Consider the following 16,773-nt stretch of genomic DNA (forward strand, 5'->3'; position numbering starts at 1 on the left):
TTCAAAATTACTTGGTTTTCAATTGGTTAGATAGGTCGAAATGCGCAAGATATGGATCGCATTAATCCCGCTAATAGTTGCGGGCATAGCTAACTCGGCTCAAGCAAAAGAACTTGCCGCCAATGATCAGTACATGTGCAGTTGGGGTGCAGGCACCGCTGCAAGGGCACAGGAACTCAAGCTTTCAGGTGTTTCCTTGTATGCCGCCCGGCAGAAAATCCAGGTCTACAAGTTCGCCAAAAGCTGGATGCGCATGATGGCTCTTGGCATTACAGAGCAAACTTATGACAGTCCGTCGCGATTCAAACCGACTGCTGTGCGCCAGAGCTTTTATGAGGACTGCGTCAGGTACAAGTTGGCGCGTAAATAAAGAAGAAGCGGGCGCCGGTCGGATCGACCGCGGTGTGGGGCTGTGGCGTCTATATTGATTGACCATCCCAGCGACCCGATGGGGTGCAAAACCGGTTTCTTACAACTCAATCAGGAGGTCACCATGAGCCAGATCGATAAAGTGTTGTACACCGCCCAAACCCACACCACCGGCGGGCGTGACGGCGCGTCCCGCAGCTCCGACGGAATCCTCGACGTGAAGCTGTCGTCGCCGGGTGCGGGCGGTGGCGGTACTAACCCCGAGCAACTGTTCGCTGCCGGGTGGTCAGCCTGTTTCATCGGCGCCATGCAGGTTGCAGCCAGGGAAATGAAAGTGGCGCTGCCCAAGGATGTGGCCGTCGATGCCGAGGTTGATTTGGGCACCAATGAAGGCGGCTACCTGCTGCAGGCACGGCTCAATGTCAGCCTGCCAGGGCTGGACCGTGAAACCGCACAGAAAATCGTCGACACTGGGCACCAGTATTGCCCGTACTCGAAAGCCACGCGCAACAACATCAACGTGGTGCTCAAGCTCGTTTGAGTTGACATGAAAAGGTCTTGATCAAAAAAAGATCGCAGCCTGCGGCGGCTCCTACACCGATTTCATAGGAGCTGCCGCAGGCTGCGATCTTTTTGGTGTTGCGATACTACGAGAAAATCAATTCATCTTGCTGTGGTCATGCATCATCTTGCTGTGGTCCATGGTGCCAATCGCCTTGGCAACGGCTTCAACCTGAATCGACTCTTTCTCGCCCTTGGCGTTTTCGACGGTCAGGGTCAGCGGTACCTTGTCGCCTTCCTTGATCTGACCTGTGAGATTCATCAGCATGATGTGATAGCCGTTGGGATCGAAGCTCACCGGCTTGCCGGCCGGCAGCGCAACGGACTGCACCTGCTGCATTTTCATCACGTCGTCTTTCATGCTCATTTCATGAATCTGCACCAGCTTGGCAGCCGGCGTTTGCACGCTCAGCAGTTTGCTGTCGCTGCTCGCGGTGACGGTCATGAAGGCACCGCTCGACGGCTGGCCGGCCACGGTGGCGCGGACCCAGGCGTCGTCGACCTCGGTTTGTGCCGACACTTGAAAGGCCAGGCCGACCAGGGACAAGCCCAACGCCAGTTGCTTGCAGCGTTGTGCGAAACGGTTTTTAGCCTGCGGGGCATTCATTTCAGCAAACCTCCATCACGGTGAGCAGGTCTTCTGCGCACTCTTGGGCCGTCAGGGACGTGGACAGTCCCAGGCGCAGAGTGCCCCGGGAGTCGAAGACATAGCTGGTCGCGGTATGGGAGAGGGTATAGGTATCGCCGCTCGGCACTTTTTCAAAGAACACGCCAAATTCCTTGGCGGTGGTGGCGGTTTCTTCCAGGGTGCCGTACAGCGCTTCGAAACTCGGGTCGAAGGCTTTCACGTATTTATCGATCATCTCTGGCGTGTCGCGCTCAGGGTCCAGGGTGATGAAGATCACCTGCAGCCTTTCGCCGTCGCGACCCATCAGTTTCTTGGCCTGGGCCGCACGGGCCAGTGTGGTGGGGCACACGGCCGGGCACTGGGTGAAACCGAAGAACACCATCGGCATCAGGCCGCGATAGCTGCCCAGCATCCGGGTTTCGCCCTGAGCGTTCTTGAGCTTGAAGTTACGCCCCATGATCTTGTCGCTGAGGTCTTTGCCGTACTTGAACGACAGCTTGCTGCTGTCGTCGCAACCGGCGAGCAGGCCCAGGCTCAACAGGCCCATGCCTTGCAGGACGGTTCGGCGGGTATACAAAGTACTCATGGAAAAAAGCATCCTGTTGAACAGGCTGAAATGACAGCGTGATGACTGTACAGACGAAAAATCGCGGGGATGTTAACAAACTGTGCCGGTGCGCGGGGCTGGATTAGACGATTGGACCGGGGGGTGGGGCGTAATGACGCAGGTGCGGCATTGGAACAACCGGCATTGAGCAAATGATCACTACCGGCTGTCAGGATTGTTCAAATGAACAATCCTGGAGCAGGGATCAGGTCGGGGACTTTTTCAAGCGGTAGGCCAGCGCGGGGCGGGTGATGCCGAGCAGGCGAGCTGCTTCCGACACGTTCTGCTGGCTGCGCTCCATGGCGGCGTGAATCAGCGCGTCTTCGACCGAGTCCAGTGGCATGCCACTGTCGATGATCTTGTCGACCCAGCCCGTGTTATCGCTCGGTGTCGCCTTGACCAGGCGCCCGTCGCTGGCCAGCCCGATGCTTTCGGCCAGTTGCGGTGAATGGGGGAACAGCGCGTCAACGGTGATGCTCTGGTTCTCGTCGGTGATGATCACGCCGCGTTCCATCAGGTTTTCCAGCTCACGGATATTACCGGGCCAGTCGTAATGCAGGCATACCTCCAGCGCTCGGTCAGACAGGCCCAGGGTTTTTTTCCTGTAGCTGGCATGGAGTTTTTCCAGGAAGTGTTCGATCAGCAGCGGGATGTCCTCGCGACGTTCGCGCAAGGCCGGGATACGTACCGGAAACACGTTCAGGCGATAGAACAAGTCTGCCCTGAATCGGCCTTGGCGGACCGCGTTTTCAAGGTCTTCATGGGTCGCGGTGATGACCCGTACATTGACCTGACGAGTCTGTGAGTCGCCGACGCGCTCCAGTTCTTCCTCCTGCAATACGCGCAGCAGCGAGGCTTGGGCACGCGGTGTCAACTCGACAATCTCATCGAGAAACAACGAGCCTCCATTGGCCCGTTCGAAGCGGCCCATGCGCGACTGCTGCGCCCCGGTGTAGGCGCCTTTTTCCACGCCGAACAACTCGGCTTCGATCAGGTCTGGCGGGATGGCTGCGCAGTTCAGCGCGATGAAAGGGCCGCCAGCGCGCTCGCTGCGCAAATGCAGGCTACGGGCGATGACTTCCTTGCCAACTCCGGTCTCACCCAATAGCAGCACCGAGGCCTTGCCCAGGGCCACTTTGTCGATCAATGCGCATGTTTTGCGGTACACCGCCGACTGGCCGATGCCGTAGAACTTGCCGGCTTCGATCTGCAAGCGCTGGCGCATATTGGCCACCTGCACCTGCAGTGCCTGCAGCTCATCGATGATTGGATCGCTCTGGAAGTAGCGCATGATTTCTTCGGCATCCTCCCATTGCTCAGCGGGTTTGCCGATGATCCGGCATTGCTCTCCGCCGCATCCCCGGCAACTGACCTCCTTGTAGATGATCTGGCGACCGAGGAAAAACGAGCTGTAGCTGATGGCATAGCCGAGCAGCATCCAGCACACCGGCTGGTCGGAATGCAGGTTTTCCGTTTGGCAGTTTTCGACCTCGAAGGAGTCCTGCCACTCGATGTCGGCATAGAACTGGCCATTCTCCAGGTCGATATCTATTTCCTGGGGGCGGACGTTGACCATTCCCTTGAGCGAGTGCAGTTGCGGGCCGGTGAAGAACATCTCCACATCACTGCCATGTGGCCGAAGTTTGCGTGCCAGTTCCGCATCCTTGAGTCCGGACTGGTAGCCCAGGCGCATAAAAAAGCCCTTGGCCCGTTCGACGCCGAGCATCTCGATCAGCTCGCGTCTGCATGAGGCCATCATCGAAACCTGGATCAACAGCATGCGTTGCTCATCCAGCCAGATCTTGCCTTCGCTGCCGAGAAAGCGCACCTGGTCGGTCAGGTCCTTGAGCGACGGCGGGTGCTGCGAGGCCTTGTACTTGGTGATCATTCAGTGCGCCCCTGATTGTAGTTATTTGGGGTGGAGATGCTTTTCCGCTCAGGCAATGGCGGTTTTTTTTCGCATCGTAACGACCGGAATTTCTTGGGCAAGGCAGGTCGGTTTTTCTTTTTCTAAGCGGCCTGAAAGTACATCAAAAGTCAATCTCCGCACGATTGGTCATTTGCTCGAAGGGGTTGGCAAGGTTTGAGCAAATGATCAAATCGTTGGTACGACTGCTTGCTCCCGACAGTGCTCATGAACCTTCGCATCTCTCTTTTATTTTTCATAAGACGTTGTTTTAAAGGGTATTTAAATCTTTGTTCGAGTGGATTTCCACCGCTGGCACCCTTGTTGCTCCATACCCGGAACAACAAGGGAGACCCGAGCATGAACCAACCTGCCAATACCTTCGACCAGATGCCGCGCTACATCCGTGTACGCAGCATGCCGGGCGATGCCTTTGTCGAATTCGATTTCGCCATTGGCTATCCCGAGCTGTTCGTTGAACTCGTGTTGCCGCATCAGGCGTTCAAGCAGTTCTGCGAAAACCACCGGGTCCAGCACATGGACGCGCAGATGGCCGAAGCCCTCGATGCCGATGCGCGCAAGTGGCGCTACGGCGAAACCCGAGATGCCGAATCCGACCAACCCCCCCAACAATAATTACAGGAGTCCACTCCATGAGTGTCGAGATCAAGACGACGACCGTCGAGACGATCCGCAACACGTTCAGCCACACTCGTCGCCGGTTTGGCGACAAGGTTGCCAGCCGTTACCAGGAAGCCAGTTTCGACCTGGAGTCAGCGACCAATTTCCATTATCGGCCGCTATGGCAACCGGACAAGCTGCTCAACGATGCCACACGTACCGCGGTGGTCATGGCTGACTGGTACGCCGTCAGCGACCCGCGCCAGTATTACTACGGCGCCTACGTCCAGGCCCGGGCCAGGATGCAGGAAAACGCCGAGCACGATTACGCGTTTTGCGAGAAGCGCGACATGCTTGCCGGCCTCTCGGCGACCAATGCCCAACTGATCAGCCGGCTGCTGTTGCCACTGCGCCACGCCGAGATGGGCGCCAACATGAACAACAGCAACATCGCGGCCGACGGTTTTGGCACCAGCGTGACGCAGATGCACATGTTCCAGGCCATGGATCGCTTGGGCATTGCGCAATACCTGTCGCGCATCGGCCTGATGCTCGATGACGGCGATGTCCTTCTCCTGGCTCAAGCCCGGCAGCAGTGGCTGGACGATCCCGCGTGGCAGGGCGTGCGCCGCTACGTCGAGGACACGCTGGTGGTGCGCGACTGGTTCGAGTTGACCGTGGCGCAAAACCTGGTCAGCGATGGCCTGGTATACCCGCTGCTGTTCCACAAGCTCGACGAACAACTGTCAGCCAATGGCGCAGGCCAGGTCGGCATGTTGACCGAGTTCATGCGCCTGTGGTTTGCCGAAAGCCAGCGCTGGGTCGATGCCCTGCTCAAGACCGTGGTCAACGAAAGCACCACCAACAAGGCCCTCGTTCAAGGCTGGATCGACCACTGGAGCCAGCGTTCGGTCGATGCACTCCAGCTGCTGGCTGGCCTGGGGATCGATGAGTCCGCACTGGATGCCGTGTGCAGCGAGTTCAACGCCCGCCTGAAGAAGCTCGGCCTGACAGGAGCCTGCGTATGACTTCCTTCGTGTACATGAACCTGCAGGACACCGACTACGCGCGCTCGATCGTCGAAGCCATCGTCCAGGACAACCCGAATGCCGCGATTGAGCATCAGCCATCGATGATCCGCATCGAAGCCCAGGGTCGACTGGAAATCCATCGCGAAACGGTCGAAGCGCTCACTGGCAGCCCCTGGGATATCCAGGAAATGCTGATGTACGTGATCACCCTTGGCGGCAACGTCGTGGAAGAGGACGACAGCTTCTCCCTGTACTGGAACAACTGATTGCCGGTTTCAAGCCAGGGTTTGATCCATAACAAGAATTCGGGAGTGCCATCATGGCCGTGAAAAAACGCCTCAATGCCAAAGAAAAATACCGCTGCATGACCCGTGACCTGGATTGGGAGCCCAGCTACCAGACACACGAGGATATTTACCCTCATGAGCGCTTTGAGGGGATCAAGATCACCGACTGGGACAAGTGGGAAGATCCGTTCCGCCTGACCATGGACACCTACTGGAAATACCAGGCCGAGAAAGAGAAAAAACTCTACGCGATCTTCGACGCGTTCTCGCAAAACAACGGCCATACCACACTGTCGGATGCCCGTTACGTCAATGCCCTGAAACTCTTTCTCTCGGGTGTCACGCCGCTGGAGTACCAGGCCTATCAAGGTTTCGCCCGGGTCGGCAGGCAGTTCAGCGGTGCCGGCGCGCGGATCGCCTGCCAGATGCAGGCCATCGATGAATTGCGTCACGTGCAGACGCAGATTCACGCCATGAGCCATTACAACAAACACTTCAACGGCCTGCATGATTTCGCCCATATGCATGATCGCGTGTGGTTCCTCTCGGTACCCAAGTCGTTCTTCGAGGATGCGCGCACGGCCGGCCCATTCGAGTTTCTTACGGCCATCTCGTTCTCGTTCGAATACGTGCTGACCAACCTGTTGTTCGTTCCCTTCATGTCGGGTGCTGCGTTCAACGGTGATATGGCCACGGTGACGTTTGGCTTCTCCGCACAGTCCGACGAAGCCCGGCACATGACCCTGGGCCTGGAAGTGATCAAGTTCCTGCTGGAGCAGCACGAAGACAACGTGCCGATTATCCAGCGCTGGATCGACAAGTGGTTCTGGCGCGGTTACCGCTTGCTGACGCTGGTGGGGATGATGATGGACTACATGCTGCCCAATAAAGTCATGTCCTGGTCCGAAGCCTGGGGCGTGTATTTCGAAGAGGCCGGCGGTGCGCTGTTCAAGGACCTTGAGCGCTACGGCATTCGTCCGCCCAAGCATGTTGAAGAGGCCAATATCGCCAAGGACCACGTCAGCCATCAGGCCTGGTCAATTTTCTACCAGTACAGCCAGGCGACCAACTTCCACACCTGGATGCCGACCGACGAGGAACTGGACTGGCTCTCGGAGAAGTACCCGGACACCTTCGACAAAATCTATCGGCCACGATTCGAACACTGGCGTGCCCTGCAGGAAAAGGGCGAGCGGTTTTACAACCCGACGCTGCCGATGCTCTGCCAGATCTGCCAGATCCCGCTGTCGTTCGGCGAACCGGATGACCAGACCACCCTCAGTCATCGCAGCGCCGAGCATGAAGGCGAGCGTTATCACTTCTGCTCCCAGGGTTGCTGCGACATTTTCGAGTACGAGCCGACCAAGTACATCCAGGCCTGGCTACCGGTGCATCAGATCCTGCAAGGCAACTGTGGTGGCGCGGATGTCGAGTCGGTGGTGCGTGACTACTACAACATCAATCCCGGCCAGGACAACTTCGAATATTTGGGCTCCGCCGAACATCGACGCTGGCAGGACTGGCATCCGAACGATCGCAATAGCGCTCCCGTTGACCCGGACCTGCAAAAGACCGGTTGACCCTGCGTATCACTGTGGGAGCGAGCTTGCTCGCGATGAGTCCATGACATTCACCGCTTGAGTGTCTGTTGCACCGCGTTCGCGAGCAGGCTCGCTCCCACATTCCAACTGACAACAATAAGGAAACGATCATGCCCGTGACTGCCATTGGCGCCTATGAGGCCCAACCCCTGGACCGCCAGGAAAATTTCCATGGCCTGCAACTGGTGTACCTGTGCTGGGAAAAACACCTGATGTTCTGTGCCCCGTTTACTTTTCCACTGCCCCCGGCGATGCCGTTCAGCGACTTCATCGAGCAGGTGGTCAAACCGTCGATTGCCTCCCACCCGGATGCGGCGCGGGTCGACTTCAGCCGTGCGCTATGGCGCCTCAACGATCAGCCGTTCTCTCCGGTCTACGGAGACAGCCTGGTTGCCAACGGCATCGACCATAAGAGCCTGCTACACCTCGACACCCCTGGCTTGAACGGCATTGCCGGCAGCTTCAATTGAGGACTCGGTGATGAGCTACCAAGTAACCATCGAACCCACTGGCGAACAGATCGAAGTGGAAGAGGGCCAGACGATTCTTCAGGCCGCGCTGCGACAGGGTGTCTGGTTGCCATTCGCCTGCGGCCATGGCACGTGCGCCACCTGCAAGGTCCAGGTGCTGGAGGGCGAAGCGGACCTTGGCGCGGCCTCGTCCTTTGCGCTGATGGACATGGAACGCGACGAGGGCAAGGTGCTGGCGTGCTGTGCGATTCCGCAAAGCGACATGGTGATCGAGGCTGACATCGATGCAGACCCGGACTTCCTCGGGCACCCCATCGAGGACTTCCATGCGGTGGTCAGTGCACTGGTGGATCTGTCGCCCACCATCAAGGGCGTGCATCTTAAACTCGATCGGCCGATGGCGTTCCAGGCCGGTCAATACATCAACCTGCAGTTACCCGGGATCGAGGGCACGCGAGCGTTTTCGCTGGCCAACCCGCCCAGCCGCGCCGATGAAGTCGAATTGCATGTGCGGCGGGTCGAGGGCGGAGTGGTCACCGGCAAGATCCACGATGACTTGAAGGTCGGCGACGCGGTGGAACTGTCCGGGCCCTATGGGCAGTTCTTCGTCCGTTCCTCGCAGGGGGGAGATTTGATCTTCATCGCCGGCGGCTCCGGTCTGTCGAGCCCGCAGTCGATGATCATCGACCTGCTTGATGCGGGGGATATCCGCCAGATCGTGCTGTTCCAGGGGGCGCGCAATCGGGCGGAGTTGTACAACCGCGAGCTGTTCGAAGTGCTGGCGCGAGAGCACGCCAACTTCACCTATGTGCCAGCGCTCAGCCAGGCGGTCGAGGATAGCGAATGGGCAGGGTTCAAGGGGTACGTGCATGACGCTGCAAAACAGCATTTCGACGGTCGTTTCAGCGGTCGCAAGGCTTATCTGTGCGGACCACCAGTGATGATCGATTCCGCTATTACCTGCCTGATGCAAGGGCGGCTGTTTGAGCGCGACATCTTTATGGAGCGTTTTTACAGCGCCGCCGATGGCTCCGGTGAGAACACACGCTCGGCGTTATTCAAACGCATCTGAGTTTCACCGTCTCCGGGTTGCAAAAAATGCCGGACGCAGCAGATCGTCTTGACGATCGGCTGCGCCTGGCTGCCTATAAAAATAACAAAAGGTCCTCGATCATGAATGCTGTATTCAGAGCCACACGTGCAAACACCTTGTGCCATATCGGATTGAGTTTGCTGGCGATTGCCAGTACCGGGGTTCAGGCCACGGAGAACGGAGGTTCATCCTATCCGATGGGGGCGGAGAACTACATGTCCGGGGCGATGCCGCCGCCAGGTCTGTATTCACAGTTTTTTGTCGGTCACTACGAGGCGGATTCTTTGCGCGGCAATCACGGGGAGAAGCTCCCCGTGGATTTCAGTGTACGGGCCGACTCGATTGCGCCACGCCTGATCTGGGTGACCGATCAGAAAATACTCGGCGGCAACCTGGCCGTGCACGCCTTGGTGCCGCTGGTTGACCTCAAGGTGGAAGTCAACGGTCAGTCGCAAAGCAAGCAGGGCCTGGGCGACATCATCTTCGGGCCAGCGCTGGGTTTTCATCACAGCGAAAAGCTGCACAGTATTCTGGCACTGGATTTCATCGCACCTTCGGGTCGCTACGACCGTGGTGACCAGGCGAACATCGGTCGCAATTATTGGGTGATCGAGCCCGTGCTGGCGGTGTCGTATATCGATCCGAACGGACTCAACGTCGACGCCAAAATGATGTACGACTTCAACCTGCGCAATGATGCCACGGATTATCGTTCCGGCCAGGAAGCGCATGTTGACTACGCCCTGGGCTGGGGCCTTGGTAACGGTTGGGTGGTCGGAGTCGGTGGTTATGTGCTGTACCAGACCACGGATGACCGGCAGAACGGTGAGCGTATAGAGGACAACAAGGGGCGGGCGCTGGCAATTGGTCCGTCCGTGAAATACACCAGCAATTCGGGGTGGTTTCTCACGGCCAAATGGGAACAGGAGACCGAGGTGCGCAATCGGGCCGAGGGCAATGCCTATCGGCTGAAGCTGACCGTTCCTTTCTGAATGACGGTGCTCCGGTAAGGATCGGGCCTTGCACACTCGCAGGGCCCGTTCGATTCCGGTTAACGACGCAGCTTCGCGCAATGATCCTGTTGCGGTTGCGCGGCGGTGTACCAGACATAATCCGCACTTTCGACGGTCACGGTCTTGCCTGCTTCGGCCAGGATCAACACCGCATTCCCTTCACCGGCACCGAGGTCCTTCAGGTGCAGCGGCACGCCTAGATCCTTGCGCACGTGGAAGGCACCGGCCAGCAGCAGTGCAGGCGTCGGCGCGGCCATCAGGCGTTCGGCCATGCGCCGGTCACGTTGCTGCTGCACGGCGAGCATGGCCGGCATCTGCGCTTCGGGCAGCAGGCCGCAATGGGATTCGCGGATGTCGTCCAGCAAGGTCGCCTGCACCTGTTGGGTGGTGGACGCTTGCCCCGTGAGTACCGGGCGCTGTTTGTAAATCTGCATGATCTGCGTGCGGTCCAGGTTCGCCGCCAGCAGCGGATACGGCTGCCTTAGCGCATAGGTGACGAGTGCGCCATACACGCTCCAATCCCAATTGGCCTGCCAGGCCAGCGCCGTGAACGCATCGGCCGGTGGCTGGCCCGCGCGGGTCGCGGCCTGCGCGGCATCGACCCTGGCCTGCTGATCGGGGTTGAGCATTTCCATCAGCAGGCTGCCCTGGGCCCGTTGTACCGCCAGTTCGCGCAGCAGCCACAATTGCAGGGCGTGGTGGTCCGGGTTGTCGTGTTGTTCACCGACCAATACCCGAGGCACAACGGCCAGGCGTTCGACCAGTTCTTGCGGTGTCAGCGTACGGCCCGTGGCGAGTTCACGGATGACCCCAAGGTCGGTGTGATCACGCCCTTGCGGAGTGATCGGCGCCGGCAGTGGTGTGACCTGATGGGTTTGGCAGGCAGCCAACAGGCTGAATGCACAGAGCAACAGAAAGCGCATCGGTTTTCCTTATTGGACAGGTGCCCCCTCGATGACAGAGGAGGGGGCGGCATCAGCGCGCGATGATCAACGGGTGGCCGCGCTCCGGGTGTTGCTGAATCAGCACCTCCAGCCCATACACCGCCGCCAGCGCTTCGGCGGTCAGCACCTCTGCCGGTGGGCCGTAGGCGTGGGGCAGGCCCTGTTGCAACAACAGTAGTTGATCGCAGTAACGTGCGGCCAGGTTGAGGTCGTGCAGGATCACCAGCACCGCGGCGCCGCGCTCGGCGAAATCACGCACGGCTTGCAAAATGGTGTGCTGGTGCAGCGGATCGAGCATTGACGTCGGTTCATCGAGCAGCAGGGTTTGCCCTTTGGCACCGGGCCAGAGCTGAGCGAGCACCCGCGCCAGATGCACGCGCTGGCGTTCACCGCCGGACAGGGCCAGGTAGCTGCGTCCGGCAAGATGAAGCGCATCGGCGGCTTTGAGCGCCTCGGCGACGATTTCGGCATCGCGCGCGCGGCCGCTGGCGTGGGGCAAGCGACCCATGCCGACGACTTCATTGACCGAAAACGCAAAGTTCAGGCTCGAACTCTGCGGCAGCACGGCCAGGCGTTTGGCCCGTTCCTGACCCGGCCAGTCGGCGAGTGGACGCTCGTCGAGGCTGACCCTGCCTTCGCTGGTCGCCAGGTCGCCGCATAAAGCAGCGAGCAGGGTGCTTTTGCCGGCGCCATTGGGCCCCAGCACACCCAGCACTTCACCTGGGCGCAACTTGATATCGATGTTCGCCAGTACCGTGCGGTTGCCACGACGTACCAGCAAGTTGTTTGCCCGCAGCATCAGGAACGCCCTCGCACCAACAGATATAGAAAGAACGGAGCGCCTATCAGCGCAGTCACGATGCCGATGGGCAACTCGGCCGGCGCCAACAGCAGGCGCGCCGCCAGATCGGCCAGCAACAGCAGACTGGCACCGGCCAGCAACGACGCGGGCAGCAACACCCGGTGATCCGGGCCGACCAGCAGGCGCATCAGATGCGGCACCACCAGGCCGATAAAGCCGATCAGGCCGGCTGCCGCGACGGCCGCGCCGACGCCGAGCGCCGTGCACAACACCAGCTCAAGCTTGATCCGCTCGATGTCGAAGCCCAGGTGACGGGCCTCCGACTCACCCAGCAGCAATGCATTGAGCGCCGCCGCCCGGCGGGGCAACCACAACGCCACGCCCAGGGTGACGATCAGCAACGGCCACAAGCGCGGGTAGCTGGCGCCGTTGAGGCTACCCAGGTTCCAGAACGTCAGGGTGCGCAAAGTGGCGTCGTCGGCCAGGTAGGTGAACAGACCGACCCCGGCACCGGCCATGGCCGTCATCGCCACACCCGCCAAGAGCATGGTGGCAACGTCGGTTTGCCCGTTGCGGCGACCAAAGCGATACACCACCGCCGTGACGATCAAGCCACCGGCGAAGGCGCTGACCGACAGCAGGTAGGGTTCGATCGCCGGCGGCAAGCCACCGAGCAGGCTGCCGCCGACGATGGCAAGGGCGGCACCGAGCGCCGCACCACCCGAGACGCCGACAAGACCTGGGTCCGCCAAGGGATTGCGGAACAACCCCTGCATTGCCACGCCGGACAGCGCCAGTACCGAACCGACGGCGATGCCGAGCAAGCTGCGCGGCAGGCGAATCTGCCCGAGGATCAACTCCGCCTGCTGCGTGTCGCCACCTTCCAGCGGCAACCCCAGCAGACGCATCCCGGCCAGCAAGGTATCGCCCAGCGGCAGGCTGACCGGCCCGAGGGCCAGGGACAGCCAGAAAACCAGCACCAGCAATAACAGCAAAAAGATTAACGTCGGACGCGGCCGAAAAATGGCCGTCATTGGCTGATCTCGGCGGCCTGCGCTGTGGTGTCCGGGTAGGACGTCGTGGCACAGGCCAGCAGTGTCTTGATACGCATCGGGACTATTCCTTAGTCGATCAGAGGGGGGCGGGCATCGAAACCTTCGTAGCGGGTGATGATGCCATCGACGCTCGGCTTACGCACACGCCACGGTTCGGTCACGCCAGTGGTTTTCAGGTGCAGGTTGAACATCGGGGCGAGTGCGCTGAATCAGGTGTCCATCCAGTGCAGGCTGTGCAGTGTCATCGATCATGAGAAGAACTTGTGATCATCAAGATTAAAATGAGTTTGTCTCACTCGTTGGCACTGTCGACAATGGCCCCATTGAACGCATTGGAGTTATTTGACATGGCTGTGGCCCATTCCCTTGGATTTCCGCGCATTGGTCGCGACCGCGAACTGAAAAAGGCTCAAGAGGCGTTCTGGAAGGGCGAGCTCGACGAAGCCGGTCTGCGCGCTGTGGGCCGCGACCTGCGCAAGACCCACTGGGATTTGCAGAAAAAGGCCGGCATCGATCTGCTGCCCGTCGGTGACTTCGCCTGGTACGACCAGGTCCTGACTCACTCGTTGATGTTCGGTGTGATCCCGGAGCGGTTCCGCCCGCACGATGGCAAGGCCAGCCTGCAAACCTTGTTCGGCATGGCGCGTGGTGTCAGCGACAGTTGCTGCGGCGGCGCGCATGCCCAGGAAATGACCAAGTGGTTCGACACCAACTATCACTACCTCGTCCCTGAATTCAGCGCCGATCAGCAGTTCCAGCTCGGCTGGGACCAGTTGTTCGAAGAGGTCGAAGAAGCCCGCGCATTGGGGCACAACGTCAAGCCGGTGATCATCGGCCCGCTGACTTACCTGTGGCTGGGCAAGGCCAAGGGCGCCGAATTCGACAAGCTGGAGCTGCTGGATCGTCTGTTGCCGCTGTACGGCCAGATCTTCCAGCGCCTGGCGGCACAGGGCGTCGAGTGGGTGCAAATCGACGAGCCGATCCTGGTACTCGACCTGCCACAGGACTGGAAAAACGCCTTTGAGCGGGCCTACAACCTGATTCAGCGTGACCCGTTGAAGAAGCTGGTCGCCACTTACTTCGGTGGGCTGGAAGAGAACCTGGGCCTGGCCGCCAACCTGCCGGTGGACGGCCTGCACATCGATCTGGTTCGCGCACCTGAGCAGTACCCGACCATCCTCGATCGCCTGCCAGCCTACAAAGTGCTGTCGCTGGGCGTGGTCAACGGCCGTAACGTCTGGCGCTGCGATCTGGAAAACGCTTTGGCCACCTTGCAGCACGCCCAAGAACGTCTGGGTGATCGCCTGTGGGTCGCGCCATCCTGCTCGCTGCTGCACAGCCCGGTTGACCTGTGTCGTGAAGACAAGCTCGATGCCGAACTGAAAAGCTGGCTGGCGTTTGCCGTGCAGAAGTGTGAAGAAGTCGCGGTGCTGGCTCAGGCAGTCAACGAGCCGGAAGCGCCGAACGTGCTTGAAGCGCTGACCCAAAGCCGCGCCGTGCAGGCCAGCCGTGCTGCATCGCCTCGCATCCACAAGCCGGCCGTACAGGCGCGTGTTGACGCCATCACCGCCCAGGACAGCCAGCGTCATTCGCCGTTTGCCCAGCGCATCGAGAAACAGCGCGCCGGCCTGAACCTGCCGCTGTTTCCGACCACCACCATCGGTTCGTTCCCGCAAACCGCGTCCATCCGCCTGGCTCGTCAGTCGTTCAAGCAAGGCAAACTGACCGAAGCCGAATACACCGAAGCCATGCACAGCGAGATCCGTCACGCCGTGCAAGTGCAGGAACGCCTGGGCCTGGACGTGCTGGTGCACGGTGAAGCCGAGCGCAACGACATGGTCGAATACTTCGCCGAGCAACTCGACGGCTACGTGCTCACCCGTTTCGGCTGGGTCCAGAGCTACGGTTCGCGCTGCGTGAAACCGGCGGTGATATACGGTGACCTGAGTCGTCCGAAAGCCATGACCGTGGAGTGGATCCGCTATGCCCAAGGCCTCACCGACAAGGTGATGAAGGGCATGTTGACCGGTCCCGTGACCATGCTGATGTGGTCGTTCCCGCGCGAAGACGTGAGCCGCGAAGTGCAGGCCCGTCAACTGGCGTTGGCGATCCGTGATGAAGTGGTGGACCTGGAAACCGCCGGGATCAAGATCGTGCAGATCGACGAGGCCGCGTTCCGTGAAGGCCTGCCGTTGCGTCAGGCGCAGTGGCAGCACTACCTGGACTGGGCGACCGAAGTGTTCCGCCTGTGCGCCTGCGGTGTGCGTGACGAAACCCAGATCCATACCCACATGTGCTACAGCGAATTCAACGATGTGATCGAGTCCATCGCCGCCATGGATGCCGACGTGATCACCATCGAAACCTCGCGCTCGGACATGGAGCTGCTGGACGCGTTCGAAGCCTTCGCCTACCCGAACGAAATCGGCCCGGGCGTGTATGACATCCACTCGCCACGGGTGCCGGACTCCTCGGAAATGGCCAACCTGCTGCGCAAGGCCGCCAAGCGTATTCCCGCCGACCGCCTGTGGGTCAATCCGGACTGCGGCCTCAAGACCCGCGGCTGGCCGGAAACCGAAGCGGCGCTGGTGCACATGGTCAACGCTGCGCGCCACCTGCGTAAAGAATGGGCCTGACGCTTTACTGGATGCACCAGTGAAACCTGTGGGAGCGAGCTTGCTCGCGATGACGGAATGACAGCCAGCGATGCAGTGACGGCCAGACCGCTATCGTCGGAACGCCGCCCGGAGCAAGCTTCCAAAGGATTTGCATCACTCAGCGGCGCGGCTCTGCCACCAACAGCAATGACTGTGGCACGGAGCTTTGCGGGTGCTGTGGCTCTTGCAAGCCGGCCAGCACAAAACCCGCCATGTCCAGTGCGTTCAGCCAACTGGACAGGGTGCGGAAATACCACGGCATGGGCTGCCACTGTCCCTTGAAGCCTGCGAAGGTCTCTTCCCGCCAACCATCCTGATAATCACCCGCCGCAGCCGCCCACGGGTGCAGCGTCTGGATCACCAGCGCGCCACCCGGGGCGAGCAGGGTGTTCATGGCGGCGAGCAGGGGGATGATGTCCTGGTGCAGCAGGGCGAAGTTGGCGCAGATCAGGTTGTAGTCGCGGCCGATGTCGACTTTCGCGTCTGCCAACTGTTCATAGCTCGCCAAATGCACCGGCGCAGCGCCCGCCGCCCGCGCCGCCGCCACCAGCGTCCCATCGCCATCCACGCCGACCGCCTCGATACCCCGGTCTGCCAGCGCACGCAACAACCAGCCTTCGCCGCATCCCAGGTCGAGCGCACGCTCGGGCTGGCGACCCAGCACCGCCATCAGGATGGCCTGGTCGGTGACCTTTTGGCGGCTTTCGATGGTGCCGCTGCGGATGGCGTCGATCCAGGCCCGGGCGTTGTGGTGCCAACTGTCGAGGAGGGTGGATTCGGGGGCTGACATGGTCGATGTCCGGCGTGATGGGTTGGATGAAAGGATAGGGCAACAGAAGATTTACGGTGGAGCCGGTTTACCCGGCTCCGCCGACTGCGCATGGCTAGGCGCTTTTAGTGGCTGCCAGATGGTAGGCAACCAGCGCATTGGCGTGACCATGACCCATGCCGTGTTCGGCTTTGAGCCAGGCCACCAGTTCCATGTGTTTCTTGTCGCTGACGGTCTTGAGCAGGTCCAGCCAGTGGCTGATCGGCTGCCCGTACTTTTTTTCAATGGACGGAAAGTACGAAGCCGGTCCTTTGGTTTTTGTCTCTTCGGTCACGATGCAAACTCCCTTTTCGATTTTC

At 60.1% G+C, this 16,773-nt stretch carries 18 protein-coding genes and 1 pseudogene; 10 read left to right on the plus strand and 9 right to left on the minus strand.

Going from position 1 to position 16,773, the window contains the following annotated elements; genetic code table 11:
• Positions 1–40 precede the first annotated feature (40 nt).
• Both KGB07_RS06670 and KGB07_RS06675 read left to right on the plus strand, forming a co-directional pair.
• On the plus strand, positions 41–370 hold the full coding sequence (locus tag KGB07_RS06670; protein WP_046040326.1) for a hypothetical protein: 330 nt from the start codon (positions 41–43) through the stop codon (positions 368–370).
• Positions 371–493: 123 nt separating this feature from the next.
• On the plus strand, positions 494–910 hold the full coding sequence (locus KGB07_RS06675) for an organic hydroperoxide resistance protein (protein WP_046040328.1): 417 nt from the start codon (positions 494–496) through the stop codon (positions 908–910).
• Between the two features lie 117 nt (positions 911–1,027).
• Here the strand turns inward: KGB07_RS06675 and KGB07_RS06680 are convergent, their stop codons facing one another.
• From KGB07_RS06680 to KGB07_RS06690, 3 genes are all read right to left on the minus strand, one after another.
• Positions 1,028–1,537, minus strand: a complete 510-nt coding sequence (locus KGB07_RS06680; protein ID WP_046040329.1) for a copper chaperone PCu(A)C — start codon at positions 1,535–1,537, stop codon at positions 1,028–1,030.
• 1 nt (position 1,538) lies between these two features.
• Positions 1,539–2,144 carry an SCO family protein gene (locus KGB07_RS06685; protein ID WP_046040331.1) on the minus strand — a complete coding sequence of 202 codons (606 nt, stop codon included), beginning with the start codon at positions 2,142–2,144 and terminating at the stop codon, positions 1,539–1,541.
• Between the two features lie 226 nt (positions 2,145–2,370).
• Entirely contained in the window at positions 2,371–4,053 is a 1,683-nt protein-coding gene (locus KGB07_RS06690; protein WP_046040332.1) for a sigma-54-dependent Fis family transcriptional regulator, read from the minus strand.
• A 378-nt stretch (positions 4,054–4,431) separates the two neighbouring features.
• Here KGB07_RS06690 and KGB07_RS06695 point away from each other — a divergent pair, with 378 nt between their 5' ends.
• The 7 genes from KGB07_RS06695 to KGB07_RS06725 all read left to right on the plus strand — a co-directional run bounded on the left by KGB07_RS06695 (position 4,432) and on the right by KGB07_RS06725 (position 10,166).
• A complete protein-coding gene (locus KGB07_RS06695; protein WP_046040333.1) occupies positions 4,432–4,707 on the plus strand; it encodes a phenol hydroxylase subunit in 276 nt (91 codons plus the stop codon).
• Between the two features lie 17 nt (positions 4,708–4,724).
• Positions 4,725–5,720 carry an aromatic/alkene monooxygenase hydroxylase subunit beta gene (locus KGB07_RS06700; protein WP_046040335.1) on the plus strand — a complete coding sequence of 332 codons (996 nt, stop codon included), beginning with the start codon at positions 4,725–4,727 and terminating at the stop codon, positions 5,718–5,720.
• Positions 5,717–5,989, plus strand: coding sequence for an MmoB/DmpM family protein (locus KGB07_RS06705; protein ID WP_223464972.1), 273 nt, complete (start codon positions 5,717–5,719; stop codon positions 5,987–5,989). The genes KGB07_RS06700 and KGB07_RS06705 overlap by 4 nt, the downstream gene beginning before the upstream one ends.
• Positions 5,990–6,042: 53 nt before the next feature.
• Complete coding sequence (locus KGB07_RS06710) at positions 6,043–7,590, plus strand: aromatic/alkene/methane monooxygenase hydroxylase/oxygenase subunit alpha (protein ID WP_046040337.1); 1,548 nt, start codon at positions 6,043–6,045, stop codon at positions 7,588–7,590.
• A gap of 131 nt (positions 7,591–7,721) precedes the next feature.
• Entirely contained in the window at positions 7,722–8,081 is a 360-nt protein-coding gene (locus KGB07_RS06715) for a phenol hydroxylase subunit P4 (RefSeq protein WP_046040338.1), read from the plus strand.
• A gap of 10 nt (positions 8,082–8,091) precedes the next feature.
• Positions 8,092–9,153 carry an NADH:ubiquinone reductase (Na(+)-transporting) subunit F gene (locus KGB07_RS06720; protein ID WP_223464973.1) on the plus strand — a complete coding sequence of 354 codons (1,062 nt, stop codon included), beginning with the start codon at positions 8,092–8,094 and terminating at the stop codon, positions 9,151–9,153.
• Between the two features lie 101 nt (positions 9,154–9,254).
• Complete coding sequence (locus KGB07_RS06725; protein WP_080925304.1) at positions 9,255–10,166, plus strand: transporter; 912 nt, start codon at positions 9,255–9,257, stop codon at positions 10,164–10,166.
• Between the two features lie 59 nt (positions 10,167–10,225).
• On the opposite strand, the gene KGB07_RS06730 is transcribed toward KGB07_RS06725, so the two are convergent.
• The 4 genes and pseudogenes from KGB07_RS06730 to KGB07_RS06745 all read right to left on the minus strand — a co-directional run.
• The gene (locus KGB07_RS06730; protein WP_223464977.1) at positions 10,226–11,110 is read right to left on the minus strand and encodes a ChaN family lipoprotein; all 885 of its coding nucleotides are present in this window, start codon (positions 11,108–11,110) and stop codon (positions 10,226–10,228) included.
• A gap of 52 nt (positions 11,111–11,162) precedes the next feature.
• A complete protein-coding gene (locus KGB07_RS06735) occupies positions 11,163–11,930 on the minus strand; it encodes a heme ABC transporter ATP-binding protein (protein WP_223464980.1) in 768 nt (255 codons plus the stop codon).
• Entirely contained in the window at positions 11,930–12,913 is a 984-nt protein-coding gene (locus KGB07_RS06740; RefSeq protein ID WP_185754776.1) for a FecCD family ABC transporter permease, read from the minus strand. The genes KGB07_RS06735 and KGB07_RS06740 overlap by 1 nt, the downstream gene beginning before the upstream one ends.
• 149 nt (positions 12,914–13,062) lie before the next feature.
• Positions 13,063–13,197 (minus strand): annotated as a pseudogene (locus tag KGB07_RS06745) (hemin-degrading factor); the annotation flags it as partial.
• Between the two features lie 138 nt (positions 13,198–13,335).
• Between KGB07_RS06745 and metE the strand changes: the two are divergent.
• Complete coding sequence (gene metE / locus KGB07_RS06750) at positions 13,336–15,624, plus strand: 5-methyltetrahydropteroyltriglutamate--homocysteine S-methyltransferase (RefSeq protein WP_223464982.1); 2,289 nt, start codon at positions 13,336–13,338, stop codon at positions 15,622–15,624.
• A gap of 139 nt (positions 15,625–15,763) precedes the next feature.
• Here the strand turns inward: metE and KGB07_RS06755 are convergent, their stop codons facing one another.
• Positions 15,764–16,435: a class I SAM-dependent methyltransferase gene (locus KGB07_RS06755; protein WP_223464984.1), complete on the minus strand. Its 672-nt coding sequence runs from the start codon at positions 16,433–16,435 to the stop codon at positions 15,764–15,766.
• Between the two features lie 94 nt (positions 16,436–16,529).
• Entirely contained in the window at positions 16,530–16,748 is a 219-nt protein-coding gene (locus tag KGB07_RS06760; protein WP_046040348.1) for a DUF4287 domain-containing protein, read from the minus strand.
• Between the last annotated feature and the right edge of the window lie 25 nt (positions 16,749–16,773).

Source organism: Pseudomonas sp. GL-RE-26 (genome assembly GCF_019956275.1).
Classification (GTDB): Bacteria; Pseudomonadota; Gammaproteobacteria; order Pseudomonadales; family Pseudomonadaceae; genus Aquipseudomonas; species Aquipseudomonas grandcourensis.